Here is a 17,566-nt window from a genome sequence, read left to right on the forward strand (position 1 = left end):
AGAAAGATGATGACATACGAATATATTTTAGTTCGCTACGGCGAAATGACAACAAAAGGAAAGAACCGTTCGAAGTTTGTAAGTACATTAAAAGATAATGTGAAACATAAATTAAAAAAATTTCCAAACTTAAAAATTGATGCGACGCATGACCGCATGTATATTCAGTTAAATGGTGAAGATCATGAAGCGGTTGCGGATAAATTAAAAGACGTGTTTGGTATTCATAAGTTTAACTTAGCAATGAAAGTGCCAACAGATTTAGAAGAAATTAAAAAAGGAGCCCTTGCTGCTTTTCTGCAAGTAAAGCGTGATGTAAAAACATTTAAAATTACAGTTCACCGTTCTTACAAACATTTCCCGATGCAAACGATGGAACTGCTTCCAGAAATCGGCGGGTATATTTTACAAAATACAGAGGATATTACAGTAGATGTTCATAATCCAGATGTAAATATCCGCGTTGAAATTCGAAGCGGTTATAGCTATATTATGTGTGATGAGCGCATGGGAGCTGGCGGTCTTCCAGTTGGTGTTGGTGGAAAGGTAATGCTTCTTCTTTCTGGTGGTATTGATAGCCCAGTTGCAGCTTACTTAACAATGAAGCGCGGCGTATCAGTGGAAGCTGTTCATTTTCATAGTCCACCGTTTACGAGCGAGCGTGCAAAGCAGAAAGTAATTGACTTAGCACAGGAGCTAACGAAGTATTGTAAACGAGTGACACTTCATCTTGTACCGTTTACAGAGGTTCAAAAAACAATTAATAAAGAAATTCCATCTAGCTATTCGATGACAATTATGCGCCGTATGATGATGCGCATTGCAGAGCGTATTGCAGAAGAGCGTAACGCGCTTGCTCTTTCGACAGGTGAGAGCCTTGGACAAGTAGCGAGTCAAACGTTAGATAGTATGCACACGATTAACGAAGTGACAAATTACCCAATTATCCGTCCGCTTATTGCAATGGATAAGCTAGAAATTATTAAGATTGCAAACGAAATCGGTACGTACGACATTTCAATTCGTCCGTATGAAGATTGCTGCACAGTCTTTACGCCAGCAAGTCCAACAACAAAACCGAAACGTGAAAAAGCGAATAAATTTGAGTCATACTATGATTTTACACCGCTTATTGAATCCGCTGTTGCGAATACAGAAAAAATGGTATTGCAAACAGTAGAAGTAGCAGAAGAAGAAAAATTCGAAGATTTATTTTAAAACCATAAATTACCATCAAAAGATATGTATGAAGCTATATAGTTTATCACACTCTATACTCACAAGGAGGTGATACCATATGGCAAACACAAGTAAATTAGCAGTTGCTGGTGCACAAGCTGCTTTAGATCAAATGAAATACGAAATTGCTCAAGAGTTTGGTGTACAACTTGGACCAGATGCAACATCTCGTGCTAACGGATCTGTTGGTGGTGAAATTACAAAACGTTTAGTTGCAATGGCTGAACAACAATTAGGCGGTTTCCAACGATAACAACTATATATAATGGCTTAGAGAGAGCGGGATTTCCCGCTCTTTCTTTTTGTTGTTTTATGTCAAAAATAAGAGAAAACATCTACTATTGTAGCCAACTAGTCAAAATATAAACCAATTTGTCAAAAGAAGGGGGTTTTAAATTTACAGAAAATTCTTTATTATTAAAGAGAAGATGGACATAATAAAGGGGGAAGAGTATGAATCGGGAAGAGCTATTAGCGCCGCCGATGTATAATTTAGTCGAAGAAATGGAGCGTTATGCACATGAGCCAAATAAGCTTGCGCTTATTTGGCAAGATGATCAAGGGAATAAAAGGAAAGTCACATATGGGGAATTGTTAGAAGGAGCAAATAAAATTGGAAACGCTTTTATAAAAAGCGGTCTGCAAAAAGGGGACAAGCTTCTTATTATGATGCCGCGTCTTATTGAAACATATATGACGTATATTGCCGCAATTAAAGCGGGATTTGTTGTCATTCCAAGTTCAGAAATGCTGCGTAAAAAAGATATTGAATACCGCATTGAGCATGGGGAAGTAAAAGCGATTGTGAGTTATGAACCGTATGTGGGCCAATTCGACGGAATCGAAGCAGTACATTCCCTTCGTAAATTTGTATTAAGTGAAAAATCGCTAGAAGGCTGGAATAACATAGGGGAAGCACTTAAAGCAGAGAGCGCAGTATTAGAAATGGCAGAGACAAAGTGTGATGATATGGTTTTCTTATCGTATACATCTGGAACGACAGGCAATCCAAAGGGCGTTGTACATACACATGCTTGGGCGTATGCTCATCTTCGTACGAGCGCTGCAAATTGGTTAGCAATCGAAGAGAATGATGTTGTATGGGCAACAGCAAGTCCAGGGTGGCAAAAGTGGGTGTGGAGTCCGTTTCTTGCGACGCTCGGTTCAGGTGCAACTGGATTTGTATATCACGGGAAATTTGATCCAGAAACATATTTACAATTATTAAGTGATAACAAAGTGAATGTACTGTGCTGTACGCCGACTGAATATCGTTTAATGGCGAAAGTGGAGAACTTGCAGCGATATGACTTATCTTCCTTGCATAGTGCAGTTTCGGCAGGAGAGCCATTGAACAGAGAGGTTATTGATACGTTTCAAAATTATTTTCAAGTAACGGTTCGTGATGGATATGGTCAAACAGAAAATACATTACTTGTTGGCGTATTAAAAGGAATGGAAATAAAACCTGGTTCGATGGGGAAACCAACGCCGGGCAATCAAGTTGATATTGTAGATGAGGATGGTAAGCCAGTTCTTCCGGGGGAAGTAGGAGATATTGCTGTGCATGTGAAAACACCGGCATTATTTAAACAGTACTATAAAGATCCGGAGCGTACGGCTATGCAATTTCACGGCGATTATTATATTACAGGTGATCAAGCCAAAAAGGATGAAGATGGCTACTTTTGGTTTGAAGGACGAGGCGACGATATTATTATTAGCTCCGGCTATACAATCGGGCCATTCGAGGTGGAAGATGCACTGGTCAAACATCCATATGTCAGAGAGTGTGCGGTTGTGGCAAGTCCAGATGAAATACGAGGAAATATCGTAAAAGCCTTTATCGTGTTAAAAGAAAATGTCGATGAGCAAGACAGCACGTTAATTCCGCTTCTGCAAGACCATGTAAAGGAATTAACGGCGCCTTATAAATACCCGCGTAAAATTGAGTTTGTGAAAGAATTGCCAAAAACAATTTCCGGTAAAATTCGTCGCGTAGAGCTGCGAAAACGTGAAATGGAATTAGCTTCGAAGTAATGTTGTACACTTCACTCTTCCCGATTCTATCCGAATAGAATTGGGTTTTTTTGTTTAATCAGAGGGGTGTTTTATAATAACATTGTGAGAAGATTGAAATAACAAAAATGATTATAAGGGTAAAATTTAGGAGGGAGAAAAAATGGGAGAACTTTGGCACGGCGGAAAGATTTATACGATGGAAGCAGAAGGAGCAGCCGTAGAAGCAGTTTATTTAGAAAACGATAAAATTATTGCTGCTGGAAGGAAAGAAGAACTAGAGGCACGGTATCAGCCGAAACAGTCCTTCAATTTAGAAGGGAAAACAATACTCCCTGGTTTTGTCGATAGCCATATGCATCTTATTGGACACGGAGAACGATTACTTCGCTTAGATTTATCAGCATGCACATCTTATCAGGAAGTACTAAACCTTGTTGCTGAGCGAGTGAAGGCAACGAAGCAAGGAGAATGGATTATTGGTGAGGGTTGGAATGAAAATAATTTTACAGATCGAAAAGATGTACATAAACGTGATTTAGATAATTTGTCACTTCATCATCCTATTTTATTGAAACGCATTTGCCGTCATGTAACGTTGGTGAACTCTTATATTCTTGAGAAAGCTGAGATTATGCAAGATAGAGAAGACCCGAAAGGCGGAAAAATTGGCCGCGATCAACATGGTGAATTCACAGGTTTATTGTATGAACAAGCGCAGGACTTAATCGCTCCTATTCTACCGGAAATCGATGCAGTTTATTTAACGAAGGCACTGCAAACCGCAATTCACGATTGTTGGAAATATGGATTAGTTGGCGGTCATACAGAAGATTTAAACTATTATGGCGGTTTTCAAAAAACGTACAATGCCTTTACGGAAGTAATTCGAGAATTACCGTTTAAAGCGCATCTTCTTGTCCATCATGAAGTAGCACACGAACGTGAGCAATATGAGAATACGCATTATATTGAGTTCGGAGCAATAAAGATCTTTTCAGACGGTTCCTTTGGCGGGCGGACAGCGCTACTTACTGAACCATATGCAGATGCAAAGGAAACGAACGGTGTTGCTATTTTTTCTCGTGAAGAGCTTGCGGAACTCGTCAAACAAGCACGAGAATTTCATATGCCTGTCGCCATTCATACAATTGGTGATCTATCGCTTGAATATGTGATTGATGCGCTTGAAATGCATCCGCCAAAAGAAGGACAGCGTGATCGTATTATTCACTGTCAGCTTGCGCGTGAAGAGTTAATACGGCGCATGAAGAAGCTCCCAGCGATTTTAGATATTCAACCTGTCTTTGTCTCTTCTGACTTTCCATCTGTGATTGAAAAGCTAGGGGAGCGGCGACTTCGGTATGCGTATGCATGGAAAACACTTCTTTCTGCTGGTTTACACTGCGCGGGTGGTTCGGATGCACCAATCGAGCAGGTCAATCCGCTTTTAGGTATATACAGCGCCGTAACAAGAAAGAGCTTTGTGGATGGAAACTGTTACATGCCAGAAGAAAGATTAACAGTATTCGAAGCTGTTTCGCTGTTCACAACAGGAAGCGCATATGCGATTGGAAAAGAAGAAAGACGCGGGAAAATTGCAGCGGGGTATGAGGCGGATTTTACTGTATTAGATAGAGATATATTTAACGTGCAGGAAGAGGAAATAAAAGAGATAGACGTTATGATGACGGTTGTGGATGGTGAAGTTGTATATAAGAAATAAAGGCTGGATAAGAGCAGGGAAGAAAACTGCTGGCATGCGCCCGATTGGTGGGGCTAACCTTTTGGAGAAGAACACTCCAAAAGGAAGTTTCACTTTATAAAAACGTTCTTTGTACTTTTTCCCAGAACGAATTATTTTTTAGTTTCACTGTTTTGATTTGCTTATCGCTTAAACGAACAACAGCTTTTTCGACTTGTTTAATACTCAATGCTTCGTTATCCATACCCATGACAGGATAATGTTTTTCATTATGAGTTAATTTGAATGTTAACGTACGATTGTTGCCTAAGATGAATGGAGAACCAAGGGTCCGGTACGTATTGTTATTTAAAGAAGCAAGTTCACTTACTTGGAAACATGGAATTAATGGATCTACGACAGCTCCGCTTAGTGATTTATTATATGCAGTGCTTCCTGTTGGGGTAGAAACGACTAAGCCATCCCCTCTGAATGTTTCAAAATATAAATCATCGATGTACACATCTAATACAAATGTTTTAATTACGCTAGAGCGTAGTGAGAATTCATTTAGGCAATGAAAAGATGTGTCATGATCGACAGTTACTTGAATTGTTGGATATCTTCTTACTTCAATTTCATTTTTTGTGATTTCTTGAAGGGCGCTATCCACATGGTCGATGTGGAAGTCACAGTAAAAGGAAATATCATCTGTTGCTGAAACCCCTGCGTATAAACAATCCTCACGAAATCCTGTTTTGTTAACAGCCTGTAAAAATGTACCGTCGTCGCCAACACTAACGATAGCATTTGCGTGTTTTGGATGGTCTAATATGGTAAATCCGTTTTCTTTTAAAATGTCGTATACTGGTTTCATTTTTTTGATAAGCGTTGCTTTATCATCACCGTAAAAGAAAAATAAATTGCGACGATCTTCCATTTTGTATCCCTCCATGCAGTAAATAATATGTTCAAATAGTATATTTCGATAAAAATATGAAAAACCCTTCTGTTTTTAGAAAAATCTATATTTTCAATTTTGTTTATTTTTTTCATGCCGTGTCGATAATGAATACGGAATGAAAGGATGGTACGATGAAGTGGCTTGCGATTGGAATTGGAATACTTATTTTGTTTGTCTTACTTATTTTATTATCGAAATTATCGCTAAAAATTAGTTTGTTATATACAGAAACAGAAAAACAATGTTTGTTTCAAGTGAAGATATGGATGATTCATTATACGTTTGATGTGCTAGAACGTATTGAAAAGCAGCAAAGGAAAACAGGTCAAAAAATTGACAAAGCAGGGGAGGAAGGCGGAACCGAGGATAAATTTGTGGCATTGCTTGACAGCGCAGCTGAGATTATAAAAAGGCTGCAAGAAATCCATACTATGTTTAAAGATTTTCTTCAAAAAGTGAAAATCAACAATTGGAGATGGTATTCGCAAATTGGAACAGGTGATGCAGCGAGTACTGGAGTTATTACAGGCTATGTATGGTCGGTAAAAGGAATCATTGTTGGCGTTACTGGTCAATATGTAGAAATTATTGGTGCACCGCAGCTTGAAATTACTCCAATTTTTCAAGGGAAAACGGTGGCATCCCATTGTGAATTAACGGCTTCGTTTCGTATATATCGTGCAGTTAAGACGGGGATTCAGTTGTTTATGTTTCTGAAGAAGCAAGGAGTTATTACGACAGATAATGCGATGCAGCAATAAAGTGAAACTTTAATCAGTGGGGATTTTTTTCATCCCCCACTGATTATTAGTTGAACCAATCGGGCTTTTACGGGCAGCTTTCTTCCCTGCTCTTCTCAAGCCTTTACTGCCCGTTAATAGCGGGATAAATATAGGGGGGATTATATGGAACATCCAATTCAAGGATTAATGACAACAGCGATGCAGCATTTAAATCATATGATTGATGTAAATACAATCATCGGTGATCCCATTCAGTCACCTGATGGAAGTGTTATCTTAACGGTTTCTAAAGTAAGCTTTGGCTTTGCGGCAGGTGGTAGTGAATTTGGGAAACTTCAAAATAATAATCATCATCCATTTGGCGGCGGTAGCGGCGGCGGTGTTTCCATTAATCCGGTTGCTTTTCTCATTGTAAATAGTGAAGGTGTGAAAGTGCTTCATTTAGATAAACAGACACATATACTTGATAAAATAATGGAATTGGCACCGCAGGCAGTTGATAAAGTGAAAGAAATGATGAACAAACAAAAGGATGAACAGCCGGAGTATGAAATATAAGAAAAAGAAGCTAATCGAGCGATTAGCTTCTTTTTTCTAAAAACAGAGCGATTCAGTTGCATTCTGTTTACTGAACATCTATCATTTACACTGTACATACTTTGTTTTTTAGAAAAGGGAGGATTTTCAAATGGCAAACGTAACGTTTAAAGGAAACCCAATCACTTTAGTTGGCACAGAAGTTAAAGTAGGCGACCAAGCACCAAACTTCCAAGTGTTAGCAAATGATTTATCTCCGGTAACTTTAGAAACATATAAAGGCGCAGTGAAATTGATTAGTGTTGTACCATCTATTGATACTGGTGTATGTGATGCGCAAACTCGTCGTTTCAACGAAGATGCAGCTAGCATTGAAAATGCAAAAGTATTAACAATTAGCGTTGATTTACCATTTGCTCAAAAGCGCTGGTGTGCAGCTAACGGTTTAGAAAACGTTGTAACGCTTTCTGATCACCGCGATCTTTCTTTTGGTGAGGCATACGGTGTTGTAATGAAAGAACTTCGTTTACTTGCACGTGCAGTATTCGTAGTAGATAGCAACGACAAAGTTGTTTACGTAGAATACGTAAGCGAAGGAACAAGCCATCCAAATTACGAAGCAGCATTAGAAGCAGCAAAAGCTGCAAAGTAATATAGGCAACAAAAAGCGACCTCTTAATAAAGAGGTCGTTTTTTTATGATAGTAAGTATCGATGTATAAATCCATTTTGATTTTTTAACATGAGTCACTGCTATGCAGAACAAAAAGTGATCGACACTCGTTTTCTCTCCCTTTGTTTTCATATTGCATGTGGCAGGAAAGGGGTCTAACCGTTTCTGTGCATGGCCAGATGCTCTCGTCCATCTAAAAAAAGTGGTTTTTACGTCTGTTTTTTAAAAAAAATTGAGAATATGGTATGATATAAGTTATGTGTATTTTAGTTTGAAGGAGGAATTTTCGTGAGTTCAACAGTAGAAACATTATTTTCTATTTTTGATTCTTCTGCCGTAATTTTACGTAAAGAATTAGATATAACGTATTTAGAAGCACTTGTAGAAACAGGTGATAATTTATTTGAAGGAACAATTTTACAAGAAGGCTTAGAACAACCAACAATTGAACGGTTAGAGCGTGAATATAGCAAGTTTAATGAAGAAAACTATAAAGGCGAAGAAATTCGCAAAGCGTTCCAACTTGCCATCTTAAAAGGGATGAAAGACGGCGTACAAGCAAATCATGAAATGACGCCTGATGCAGTTGGGATGTTTATGAGTTATTTATTCCATAAATTTATGAAGGATCAAAAGGAAATAATTGTACTAGATCCTGCAGTCGGAACGGGCAATTTATTGACGACAATCTTGAATGGTTGCCCAGAAGGTACAACGATGAGTGGCTTTGGAGTAGATGTGGATGACTTGCTTGTTAAACTTGCATTAGTCAATGCAAATTTACAAAAACAATCGGTCGAGTTTTTTAATCAAGATGGACTAGCTTCTCTTTATATTGATCCAGTTGATGCAGTTGTGTGTGATTTACCAGTCGGTTATTATCCAAACGAAATCGGTGCAAGTGAATATACGTTAAAAGCAGACGCAGGGATGTCTTATGCACATCATTTGTTTGTTGAACAAAGTGTAAAACATATAAAAGAAGGCGGCTATTTATTTTTCTTAGTACCAAACTTCATTTTTGAAAGCGATCAAGCACCAAAGCTTCATGCGTTTATTAAAGAAACATGTTTTGTGCAAGGATTACTACAGTTACCTGTATCCATGTTTAAGAATGAAAAAAATGCAAAAAGTATATTTGTTCTCCAAAAGAAGGGGCAAAACGTAAAAATGCCAAAACAAGCGCTATTGGTAGAATTACCGAAATTCTCTAATATGCAAGCGATGGAGAATATTATGCAGCAAATTAATGGTTGGTTTATTGCAGAGCAGTAAAACGGATTACTGTGTAACAGATTTGTGTAGATATATAATACAGTTTTTTGTTTTGGAAAAGATTAAGTAATATATACAAGATGAAAAATAAAAAAAGATAAATCTGTAATATAAAAAAAAATGTTGTGTTACAATTTTTTCACTTGAAATATATGTCGTACGATGTTTAAATAAAAATCGTGAGTATTAAATTTTATCAGTGAAACAGTTTTGTTAGCTGACAAAAATTGAAGACATAAAATTGAGCGGTTTGTGGAAGTATTCCACACGGCTAACAAAAGAAAAAGGGGCGAAAGACTAGATGTCAAAAATCATCGCGATTAATGCTGGAAGTTCTTCTTTGAAGTTCCAATTATTTGAAATGCCAAGTGAAACAGTATTAACAAAAGGTTTAGTAGAGCGTATCGGCTTAGAAGATAGCATATTTACAATTACTGTGAACGGTGAGAAACAAACAGAAGTAACAGATATCGCAGACCATGGAGTTGCGGTTAATATGCTTTTAAACAAATTAACTGAAACTGGTATTATTAAATCTCTTGATGAGATTAGCGGGACTGGTCACCGCATTGTACACGGCGGTGAAAAATTTGATGATTCTGCTTTAATTACTGACGAAGTATTAGCAGAGATCGATGCTTTAAGTGAATTAGCGCCACTTCATAATCCAGCGCACGTTATTGGGATTAAAGCGTTCCAAGCGGTACTTCCGAACGTACCATCAGTTGCAGTATTCGATACAGCATTCCATCAAACAATGCCGGAAGAATCTTTCTTATACAGCTTACCATATGAATACTACGAGAAATATGGCGTTCGTAAATACGGTTTCCACGGTACTTCTCATAAGTATGTAACAGAGCGCGCAGCTGAATTATTAGGCCGTCCACTTGAAAGCTTACGTTTACTTTCTTGTCACTTAGGTAACGGTGCAAGTATCGCAGCTGTTGAGGGCGGAAAATCTATCGATACTTCTATGGGCTTCACTCCACTTGCTGGTGTAACAATGGGTACACGTTCTGGTAACCTTGATCCTGCGTTAATTCCATATATCATGAAGAAAACAGGACAAACTGTAGATGAAGTTCTTAACGTATTAAATAAGAAAAGTGGTATGTTAGGTCTTTCTGGATTCTCAAGTGACTTACGTGACATTGAAAAGGCTGAAGAAGAAGGAAACCACCGTGCAGAAGTAGCAATGGATGTATTTGTAGGCCGTATTCACAAATATATCGGTTCTTATGCAGCTCGTATGAAAGGTGTAGACGCAATCATCTTTACAGCTGGTATTGGTGAGAACAGTGCACTAATTCGTGAGCGTGTATTAGAAGGTCTTGAGTTTATGGGCGTATACTTCGATCCAAAACGCAACGATATTCGCGGTGAAGAAGCATTCATTAACTTCCCACATTCTCCAGTAAAAGTAATCGTAATTCCAACAGACGAAGAAGTTATGATTGCTCGTGACGTAGTACGTATTGGAAATATTGGTTAATATATAAAAAAGACGGGATGATTCCCGTCTTTTTTTATGTTGTTTTTTGGGAAAGAAGCTCAGTTAATCCGTTTGGGTATAATGTTTTTTTCCCTTGTAAAAACGTTTCAATTGGGATCCATACAGCATAAGATAGGTTATCTCCTTCTGTTTATAAAGTTCTTTGTTTGAAAAGCAGACAGAATATAATTGGACTATTTCATGGCCAATTGTGTTGTCTATTTGAAAGATGTTTTCTAAACAGCCTACGTATGTAATGATTTCTACAGTGACGCCAAGTTCTTCTTCAAATTCTCGGATAACAGTTTGCGCCGCGTATTCTCCAAATTCAATCGTTCCTCCAAGCGGTCGGTAATAACATCCCTCACCACTTTCATGTTTTTCGTTATATTCTTCAACAAGGATACAATCATTGTATGTAATAATACCTAAGGCTTTCGCACGTGGATACATAATATATCTCCCTTTTTTATCCCGCTATTTGTGGGCAGTAATACTCCCACCTCAAAATTCGGCGAAAGCATTGTCCAGTTCCAGTGGCTAGAATGTTCGGTGGCTTCGCTTCTTCCTGCGAGGTAAAAAACACCTCTACGTCAGAAGCTCCATCCCCCTCACATTCTGGACGAGCCACTTCCACATTTCTTTGTTGTCCAGCTCTAGCGGCTAGAATCTCCGGCCGTTTCGCCCCCTCGGACGAGGCAAAAAGCGCCTCTCTGTCAGGGGCGTGGGCGTCCTGCGATTCTGAACGAGCCGCTTCCGCTTTTCTTAAGAAGTTAGGTGGGAGATAAACTGCCCGTAAAAGCCCGATTGGTGAGGGCTGATAATCAGTGGGGGATGAAGAAAACCCCCACTGATTAAAGTTTCACTTTATCCCGATTTATTTGAAAATAACATATCTTTCAGAAAAAAGCAGGGCGTACAGCCTCTCGCAGCAAATATGTTACAATATAGAAAAAATCCAAGGGGTTGTTTGTATGCTGTCAAAGGGTGAGGAACGAATTTTACATGATCTAAAAAGCTGGGAGCAGCAACTAGCGCAACATGAATCAACGGATTTTCAGCAAATATTTGATAAATGGTTAAATCGTACATTTTCGAAGTTGCCAGATAAGAAACGAAATGAATTTTTTTCAAAAGTAGATGGATGGCTCTTTCATTTACATGCGTTCATTCAAAGTTCGCAGTCACAGCTCGATGCACGGGGGCGGATTTTGGGAACGGCACGTTTATTCGATGATTCCATTGAACATATTGAAGAAATGAAAGGATTATCTATTCATCAATTAACATACATAGCAGAACAGCAAACAGCTCGTCATCGTTTATATTCTTTCGTGCAAGGAGGAGCAACAGGAATTGGCGGCTTTTTATTATTAAGCGCAGATTTTCCTGTATTGATTGGTTTAAATGTGAAAGCTGTGCAGCTTATCGCCACATCATTTGGCCATGATGTGAATAAACCGTATGAAATGATGTTAGCGTTAAAAGTGTTTCATGCGGCTATATTGCCAGCGCATTTGCAGCAGTATGCTTGGTATAACTTACTGCAAGAGTTAGAACAAGAAGAACCAGCTCCATTCTTTTATGAGGGAGAAGAGGAAGTAGTAAATCCAGCATCTGTACAAGTACTACTAAAACAAATTTTGAAAACGTTCATTATTTATTCACTGCGCCGCAAGTTGTTTCAAGGCGTACCAGTACTTGGGATTGCGGTTGGATCAACGGTGAATTATCGGTTAACGCGGAGTGTAACAGAATTTGCGAATCGATTTTATCAAATGCGTTATTTACGCCAAAAGTAAAAAGCGAAAGGCAGTTGCCTTTCGCTTCTAATTTGTTGCATGTTGTTTTGATAATGGAATTGCCACTGTTTTCTTTTCCTCTGCTGGATAATAGATTAAATCTAGTGCTTTCGCTTGCACAGCAAGGGAAAGAATCGTAAAGGCAATCTCAGTCCATGTTAAATAGTATAATGAAAGTGCAATGACAATTACGTCAAAAACGAAGAAAATTTGCCCAACTGTAAAGCGCGTTTTTTTGCTTAATACAATTGTTAAAATATCATCTCCGCCTGTTGCACCGCCGAATCGTAAAATAAAACCAAGTCCAACTCCAGCTAAAGCTCCGCCTAGTACTGCAGCTACAAATAAATGATTAGATAAATCGACCGTAAACGGAGAATAATTTTCCATTAAAGAATAAAACACTCCGAATGAAATCGAACCGATAAATGAATAGCCGACCATTTTTTTACCTAAAAATGCAGCGCATAGTAAAATGACTGGAATATCCATTAAAACAGTTGAAATGGATGGTGAAATATCAAAAAAGTTTTGTATAAACAGTGCGATTCCGACAAAGCCACCTTCAGTTAAGTGGTTTTGAAAATGAATGTGATATAGCGCGGTAGCTAAAATAAATGAACCAAGTAAAACCATAAAAATTTCTTTAATAATTCGTCGACTTTGGATGTTCTCCATCGTTATTCCTTCTCTCCGTAGTTAGTAGTTTTCTGTTTTTCGTAAACTAACTACGCCTATATAGCAGCAGTTAGTTTACATACGTCTAACTACGCTATATATCACTGAAGAAATAACGAATAATCCTCTCGTCCATCAATTCTCCCTACTTTCGTTTTAGTTTAGGCCTAAAGTAGACTAAACAAAACTTAGAGTAGGATTTTTTTATTTAGCAATCCTATTCTCTTCTAGGTTTTGTTTAGTAAGTGTCATACAACCTAAACAGAACGCTATGTGTAAGAAGAGTCTTTTCGTTGCCAAATTATCCTTCGGGCAATCATAATTTCCCCACTTTCGTATTTTTTTCGCTAGACAAAATATCTAAGCAAAAAAATACGCTACGTGTAAGATTCGTCTTTTCGATGCCACATGCTCCTTCGAGCGATCATGATATCTAAATCCTTTCTGTAAAAGATTTTATACTATTATATCATACTCTTAAAAAATGTATGTTGTTGGAACTTGAAAATGGGCAAAGAAAAACCTACATACTTCGTAAATATGAGGGTTTAAGGTGAAATTTAGTTAAAGTTTGAGGGGAAATGGTGTAATAAACTAATATTTTCTGTCGAAAGTTTTTTTGTTATGAAAAATGAATTTTTGTTCGCGCTCTCCCTTTTATTTAACCCTTGTACGTGGCAGGAAAAGGCCCTGACCGCTTCTATGCATGGCCAGATGCTCTTACCCGCTTAAAAAGAAAGGGGTTTTTATGTTTGTTTTTCAACCTGTATTTCTCCAGAAATGTACTTTAATTAATTACATAATATTCGTTTTAAGGTGAATATTCTCTATAATTCGAGTCATATTAGCGATGACTGGAGAGATTCGTATGAAGATGATAGATATACAAGCAAGTATAGAGAAAAAAAGGGAGGAACTAATTGAACTTGTAAGAATGCACGGGTTTAACCATGAAAAGGTAGTTGTGTGTAGCCAAGAGTTAGATGAGTTAGTCTATCGTTTGATGGAAAACATTACTTACCAAGAAAGTATGCTTTCTATTTCTGCAAAGAAAAATACGAATAATAGTATACATTCACCGTAGCTAAAAGAATATTTCATCATGATGCTAATATATTTAGTGTATGGGAAAGCATTCTTTTTTATTTATTCACATTCGAAAACGTTTACATTTCCTCGTGATAGAAAAAAGAAGATAGTCGTCCATAATAACTTAATTGGTCAAAAATTTCCATCAGTAGGGCTCCACTGATGGAAGTTTCAACATATAAGTCGAAGCTATGCAGAATAACACATGACCTGCATTCGCTCATCTAAAAAGAAAGAGGTTTTTAATTTGTATTTATATAGCTTATTTTCTTTACTGATGCGCCTTCCCTTCAGAAACATTTTGAGTGAGACGATACCAAAGCCAAAGGTCGTTAATGATGGAAGCAAGATCGGCAATTTCTGTATTCAATTTACAGGAAAGCTCAAAGTTTTCTTCATTATTTAATTTATGTTGTTTCGTGTTAATAGTATGTTCAAGTTCTTGAATCCGATCAGGTATTTTCCCGCGAATTTGTTCCCACTTTAATAAAATGGCATGCTGCATAGCTGTAGGAATCTCTTCCCATTCTTCTTGTAAATCAGGTATTTCAATTCCTAGATGCTCATTATATGTGAAATATCGTTTCATGCCTCTTCCCTCCATTTTCTGTTTCTATTGTATCGAAAAAGAGAACGAACTTCGATGAAATTGTTTGAAAAATATTTGCAAATATCCCTTGCGCCATTTTTTAAAAGATGATAAATTATGAATTAATATTAATAATAATGAATAAATATTCTTTTTAGGGGGATATAAAATGGAGAACAAAAAAGTTGTATTAGCATATTCCGGAGGCCTTGATACTTCCGTTGCAATTAAGTGGTTACAAGAAAAAGGATACGATATTATTGCACTTTGTTTAGATTTAGGAGAAGGAAAAGATTTAGAATTTGTGAAAGAAAAGGCATTATCCGTTGGAGCTATTAAATCGTATATGATTGACGTGCAAGAAGAATTTGCGAATGAATATGCATTAAAAGCACTGCAAGCTCACACGTTATACGAAGGGAAATATCCACTTGTATCTGCATTATCTCGTCCATTAATTGCGAAGAAATTGGTAGAAATCGCAGAGGCGGAAGGAGCAAGTGCAGTTGCACATGGATGTACTGGAAAAGGAAACGACCAAGTACGTTTTGAAGTTTCTATTCAAGCGTTAAATCCGTATTTAGAAGTGATTGCACCGGTACGTGAATGGAAATGGTCACGTGAAGAGGAAATTGCGTATGCAAAAGAAAATGATGTACCAATTCCGATTAACTTAGACAGTCCGTTTTCAATTGATCAAAATTTATGGGGACGAAGCAATGAGTGTGGAATTTTAGAAGATCCATGGGCAGCGCCACCAGAAGAAGCATATGAAATGACACTAGCACTGGAGAATACACCAAACAAACCAGAATTTGTAGAAATTGGGTTTGAAGCAGGGGTGCCAACAACATTAAATGGTGTATCTTATTCTTTGTCAGAGTTAATTAAATCGTTAAATTCTCTTGCTGGTAAGCATGGGGTTGGTCGCATTGACCATGTAGAAAATCGTCTTGTCGGTATTAAGTCGCGTGAAGTGTATGAATGCCCAGCAGCGATGACGTTAATTACTGCACATAAGGAATTAGAAGATTTAACGCTTGTAAAAGAAGTAGCGCATTTTAAACCGATGATTGAACAAAAATTAACAGAGTTAATTTATAACGGCTTATGGTTCTCACCTTTAAAAGATGCTCTTGTTGCCTTTTTACAAGAAACGCAAAAACATGTAACAGGTACAGTACGTGTGAAACTATTTAAAGGACATGCAATTGTAGAAGGGCGTAAATCAAAGTATTCTTTATACGATGAAAAATTAGCGACGTATACAGTAGAAGATGAATTTAATCACGATGCAGCTGTTGGTTTCATTTCATTATTTGGTTTACCGACAAAAGTATACAGCCAAGTGAATCAGAAGAAGGTGGAGGCATGAGTAAACTTTGGGGAGGACGTTTTACTGAGCAGGCTGAACAGTGGGTCGAGGAGTTTGGAGCTTCCATCTCCTTTGACCAACAGTTAGCGGTAGAAGATATAGAAGGAAGTATTGCGCATGTTACGATGCTCGTGAAATGCGGCATCGTAACAGCGGAAGAAGGAGAAAAAATTAAAAACGGCCTTCAGTATTTACTGGAAAAAGCAAAGAAGCAGGAGCTTACGTTTTCTGTTGAAGCAGAAGATATTCATTTAAATATTGAAAAGATGTTAATTCAGCATATTGGGGAAGTTGGCGGTAAGCTGCATACAGGAAGAAGTCGTAATGATCAAGTAGCAACCGACATGCATTTGTATTTGCGAAATGAAGTACAGTATATTATCGAGGCAGTGAAGCAAGTGCAGACTGTACTTACAGTGCAAGCAGAGAAACATATTGAAACAATTATGCCAGGATATACGCATTTACAGCGCGCACAGCCAATTTCTTTTGCGCATCATCTTCTTGCATACTTTTGGATGTTAGAGCGAGATGCAAATCGTTTTACAGATTCACTAGGTCGTATTAACATTTCTCCGCTCGGAGCTGGTGCACTTGCTGGGACAACATTCCCGATTGATCGTGAATATAGTGCCCAGTTGCTCGGGTTTGATGGGATATATGAGAATAGTTTAGACGCAGTAAGCGACCGCGATTTCATTCTTGAATTTTTAAGTAATGCTTCTATATTAATGATGCATTTATCGCGTTTTTGTGAAGAACTGATTTTATGGAGCAGTCAAGAATTTCAGTTTATTGAAATGAGCGATAGTTATGCAACGGGCAGCAGCATTATGCCGCAAAAGAAAAATCCGGATATGGCTGAACTCATTCGCGGTAAAACAGGGAGAGTATATGGTAACTTATTTAGCCTATTAACCGTAATGAAAGGATTGCCGCTTGCTTATAATAAAGATTTGCAAGAGGATAAAGAAGGTATGTTTGATACAGTTAATACAGTAAAAGGGTGTTTACATGTAATGGCCGGTATGCTTGAGACGATGACGGTGAAAAAAGATATTATGTCGAAAGCTGTTACGCAAGACTTTTCAAATGCGACCGAGATCGCAGATTATTTAGCGAGTAAAGGTTTACCGTTTCGTCAGGCACATGAAATTGTAGGGAAGCTTGTTCTTCTTTGCATTAATAAAGGTGTATATTTACTAGATTTACCGTTAGCAACCTATCAAGAGATGAGCCCATTATTTGAGGAGGATTTATATGAAGTACTTTCGCCATACGCGGCAGTAAAAAGAAGAAACAGTGCAGGCGGTACAGGATTCGAACAAATTGGGCAAGCACTTCAAAAGGCGAAAGAGCGAGTAGAAACCCCCGTGAACATGTAATATTTCACGGGGGTTTTCAT

Annotated in this window: 16 protein-coding genes and 1 pseudogene; 13 read left to right on the forward strand and 4 right to left on the reverse strand. The window is 37.9% G+C overall.

The genetic code is table 11. The features are described from left to right. Positions 1–6 precede the first annotated feature (6 nt). From thiI to MR076_RS08470, 4 genes are all read left to right on the forward strand, one after another. On the forward strand, positions 7–1,218 hold the full coding sequence (gene thiI, locus MR076_RS08455) for a tRNA uracil 4-sulfurtransferase ThiI (protein ID WP_242219625.1): 1,212 nt from the start codon (positions 7–9) through the stop codon (positions 1,216–1,218). Positions 1,219–1,297: 79 nt separating this feature from the next. Beyond that, positions 1,298–1,492 (forward strand): alpha/beta-type small acid-soluble spore protein, encoded by a 195-nt coding sequence (locus MR076_RS08460; RefSeq protein WP_242219627.1) that lies wholly within the window; start codon positions 1,298–1,300, stop codon positions 1,490–1,492. 200 nt (positions 1,493–1,692) lie between these two features. Then, entirely contained in the window at positions 1,693–3,279 is a 1,587-nt protein-coding gene (mbcS, locus tag MR076_RS08465) for an acyl-CoA synthetase MbcS (protein ID WP_242219629.1), read from the forward strand. Between the two features lie 142 nt (positions 3,280–3,421). Next, positions 3,422–4,984 carry an amidohydrolase gene (locus tag MR076_RS08470; protein WP_242219631.1) on the forward strand — a complete coding sequence of 521 codons (1,563 nt, stop codon included), beginning with the start codon at positions 3,422–3,424 and terminating at the stop codon, positions 4,982–4,984. 94 nt (positions 4,985–5,078) lie between these two features. On the opposite strand, the gene MR076_RS08475 is transcribed toward MR076_RS08470, so the two are convergent. After that, positions 5,079–5,882, reverse strand: coding sequence for an NAD kinase (locus tag MR076_RS08475; protein ID WP_242219633.1), 804 nt, complete (start codon positions 5,880–5,882; stop codon positions 5,079–5,081). A 155-nt stretch (positions 5,883–6,037) separates the two neighbouring features. Between MR076_RS08475 and MR076_RS08480 the strand changes: the two genes are divergently transcribed. From MR076_RS08480 to MR076_RS08500, 5 genes are all read left to right on the forward strand, one after another. Then, entirely contained in the window at positions 6,038–6,667 is a 630-nt protein-coding gene (locus MR076_RS08480; protein WP_242219635.1) for a DUF2953 domain-containing protein, read from the forward strand. 144 nt (positions 6,668–6,811) lie between these two features. Next, positions 6,812–7,207 carry a GerW family sporulation protein gene (ytfJ, locus tag MR076_RS08485; RefSeq protein ID WP_242219638.1) on the forward strand — a complete coding sequence of 132 codons (396 nt, stop codon included), beginning with the start codon at positions 6,812–6,814 and terminating at the stop codon, positions 7,205–7,207. Between the two features lie 130 nt (positions 7,208–7,337). Next, positions 7,338–7,838 (forward strand): thiol peroxidase, encoded by a 501-nt coding sequence (gene tpx, locus MR076_RS08490; protein WP_035435695.1) that lies wholly within the window; start codon positions 7,338–7,340, stop codon positions 7,836–7,838. Between the two features lie 308 nt (positions 7,839–8,146). Beyond that, positions 8,147–9,133, forward strand: a complete 987-nt coding sequence (locus MR076_RS08495) for a class I SAM-dependent methyltransferase (protein ID WP_242219640.1) — start codon at positions 8,147–8,149, stop codon at positions 9,131–9,133. A gap of 301 nt (positions 9,134–9,434) precedes the next feature. Beyond that, positions 9,435–10,628, forward strand: coding sequence for an acetate kinase (locus MR076_RS08500; protein ID WP_242219642.1), 1,194 nt, complete (start codon positions 9,435–9,437; stop codon positions 10,626–10,628). A gap of 34 nt (positions 10,629–10,662) precedes the next feature. Here the strand turns inward: MR076_RS08500 and MR076_RS08505 are convergent. Then, positions 10,663–11,081, reverse strand: a pseudogene (locus tag MR076_RS08505) (NUDIX hydrolase). A 521-nt stretch (positions 11,082–11,602) separates the two neighbouring features. Between MR076_RS08505 and MR076_RS08510 the strand changes: the two are divergent. Then, entirely contained in the window at positions 11,603–12,430 is an 828-nt protein-coding gene (locus MR076_RS08510) for an EcsC family protein (protein ID WP_242219644.1), read from the forward strand. Between the two features lie 27 nt (positions 12,431–12,457). Here MR076_RS08510 and MR076_RS08515 read toward each other — a convergent pair whose 3' ends face one another. Beyond that, positions 12,458–13,108 (reverse strand): YitT family protein, encoded by a 651-nt coding sequence (locus MR076_RS08515; protein WP_242219646.1) that lies wholly within the window; start codon positions 13,106–13,108, stop codon positions 12,458–12,460. An 868-nt stretch (positions 13,109–13,976) separates the two neighbouring features. On the opposite strand from MR076_RS08515, the gene MR076_RS08520 reads away from it, so the two are divergent. Next, the gene (locus MR076_RS08520; protein ID WP_035435683.1) at positions 13,977–14,192 is read left to right on the forward strand and encodes an aspartyl-phosphate phosphatase Spo0E family protein; all 216 of its coding nucleotides are present in this window, start codon (positions 13,977–13,979) and stop codon (positions 14,190–14,192) included. Positions 14,193–14,468: 276 nt separating this feature from the next. On the opposite strand, the gene MR076_RS08525 is transcribed toward MR076_RS08520, so the two are convergent. Next, positions 14,469–14,786: a radical SAM protein gene (locus tag MR076_RS08525; protein WP_242219648.1), complete on the reverse strand. Its 318-nt coding sequence runs from the start codon at positions 14,784–14,786 to the stop codon at positions 14,469–14,471. Between the two features lie 169 nt (positions 14,787–14,955). Between MR076_RS08525 and MR076_RS08530 the strand changes: the two genes are divergently transcribed. Both MR076_RS08530 and argH read left to right on the forward strand, forming a co-directional pair. Next, positions 14,956–16,161 (forward strand): argininosuccinate synthase, encoded by a 1,206-nt coding sequence (locus MR076_RS08530; protein ID WP_035435679.1) that lies wholly within the window; start codon positions 14,956–14,958, stop codon positions 16,159–16,161. Further along, positions 16,158–17,546 carry an argininosuccinate lyase gene (argH, locus tag MR076_RS08535; RefSeq protein ID WP_242219649.1) on the forward strand — a complete coding sequence of 463 codons (1,389 nt, stop codon included), beginning with the start codon at positions 16,158–16,160 and terminating at the stop codon, positions 17,544–17,546. Before MR076_RS08530 ends, argH begins: the two co-directional genes overlap by 4 nt. Positions 17,547–17,566: the final 20 nt, after the last annotated feature.

The organism is Bacillus cereus group sp. BfR-BA-01380, from assembly GCF_022663535.1.
Taxonomy (GTDB): domain Bacteria; phylum Bacillota; class Bacilli; order Bacillales; family Bacillaceae_G; genus Bacillus_A; species Bacillus_A cereus_BB.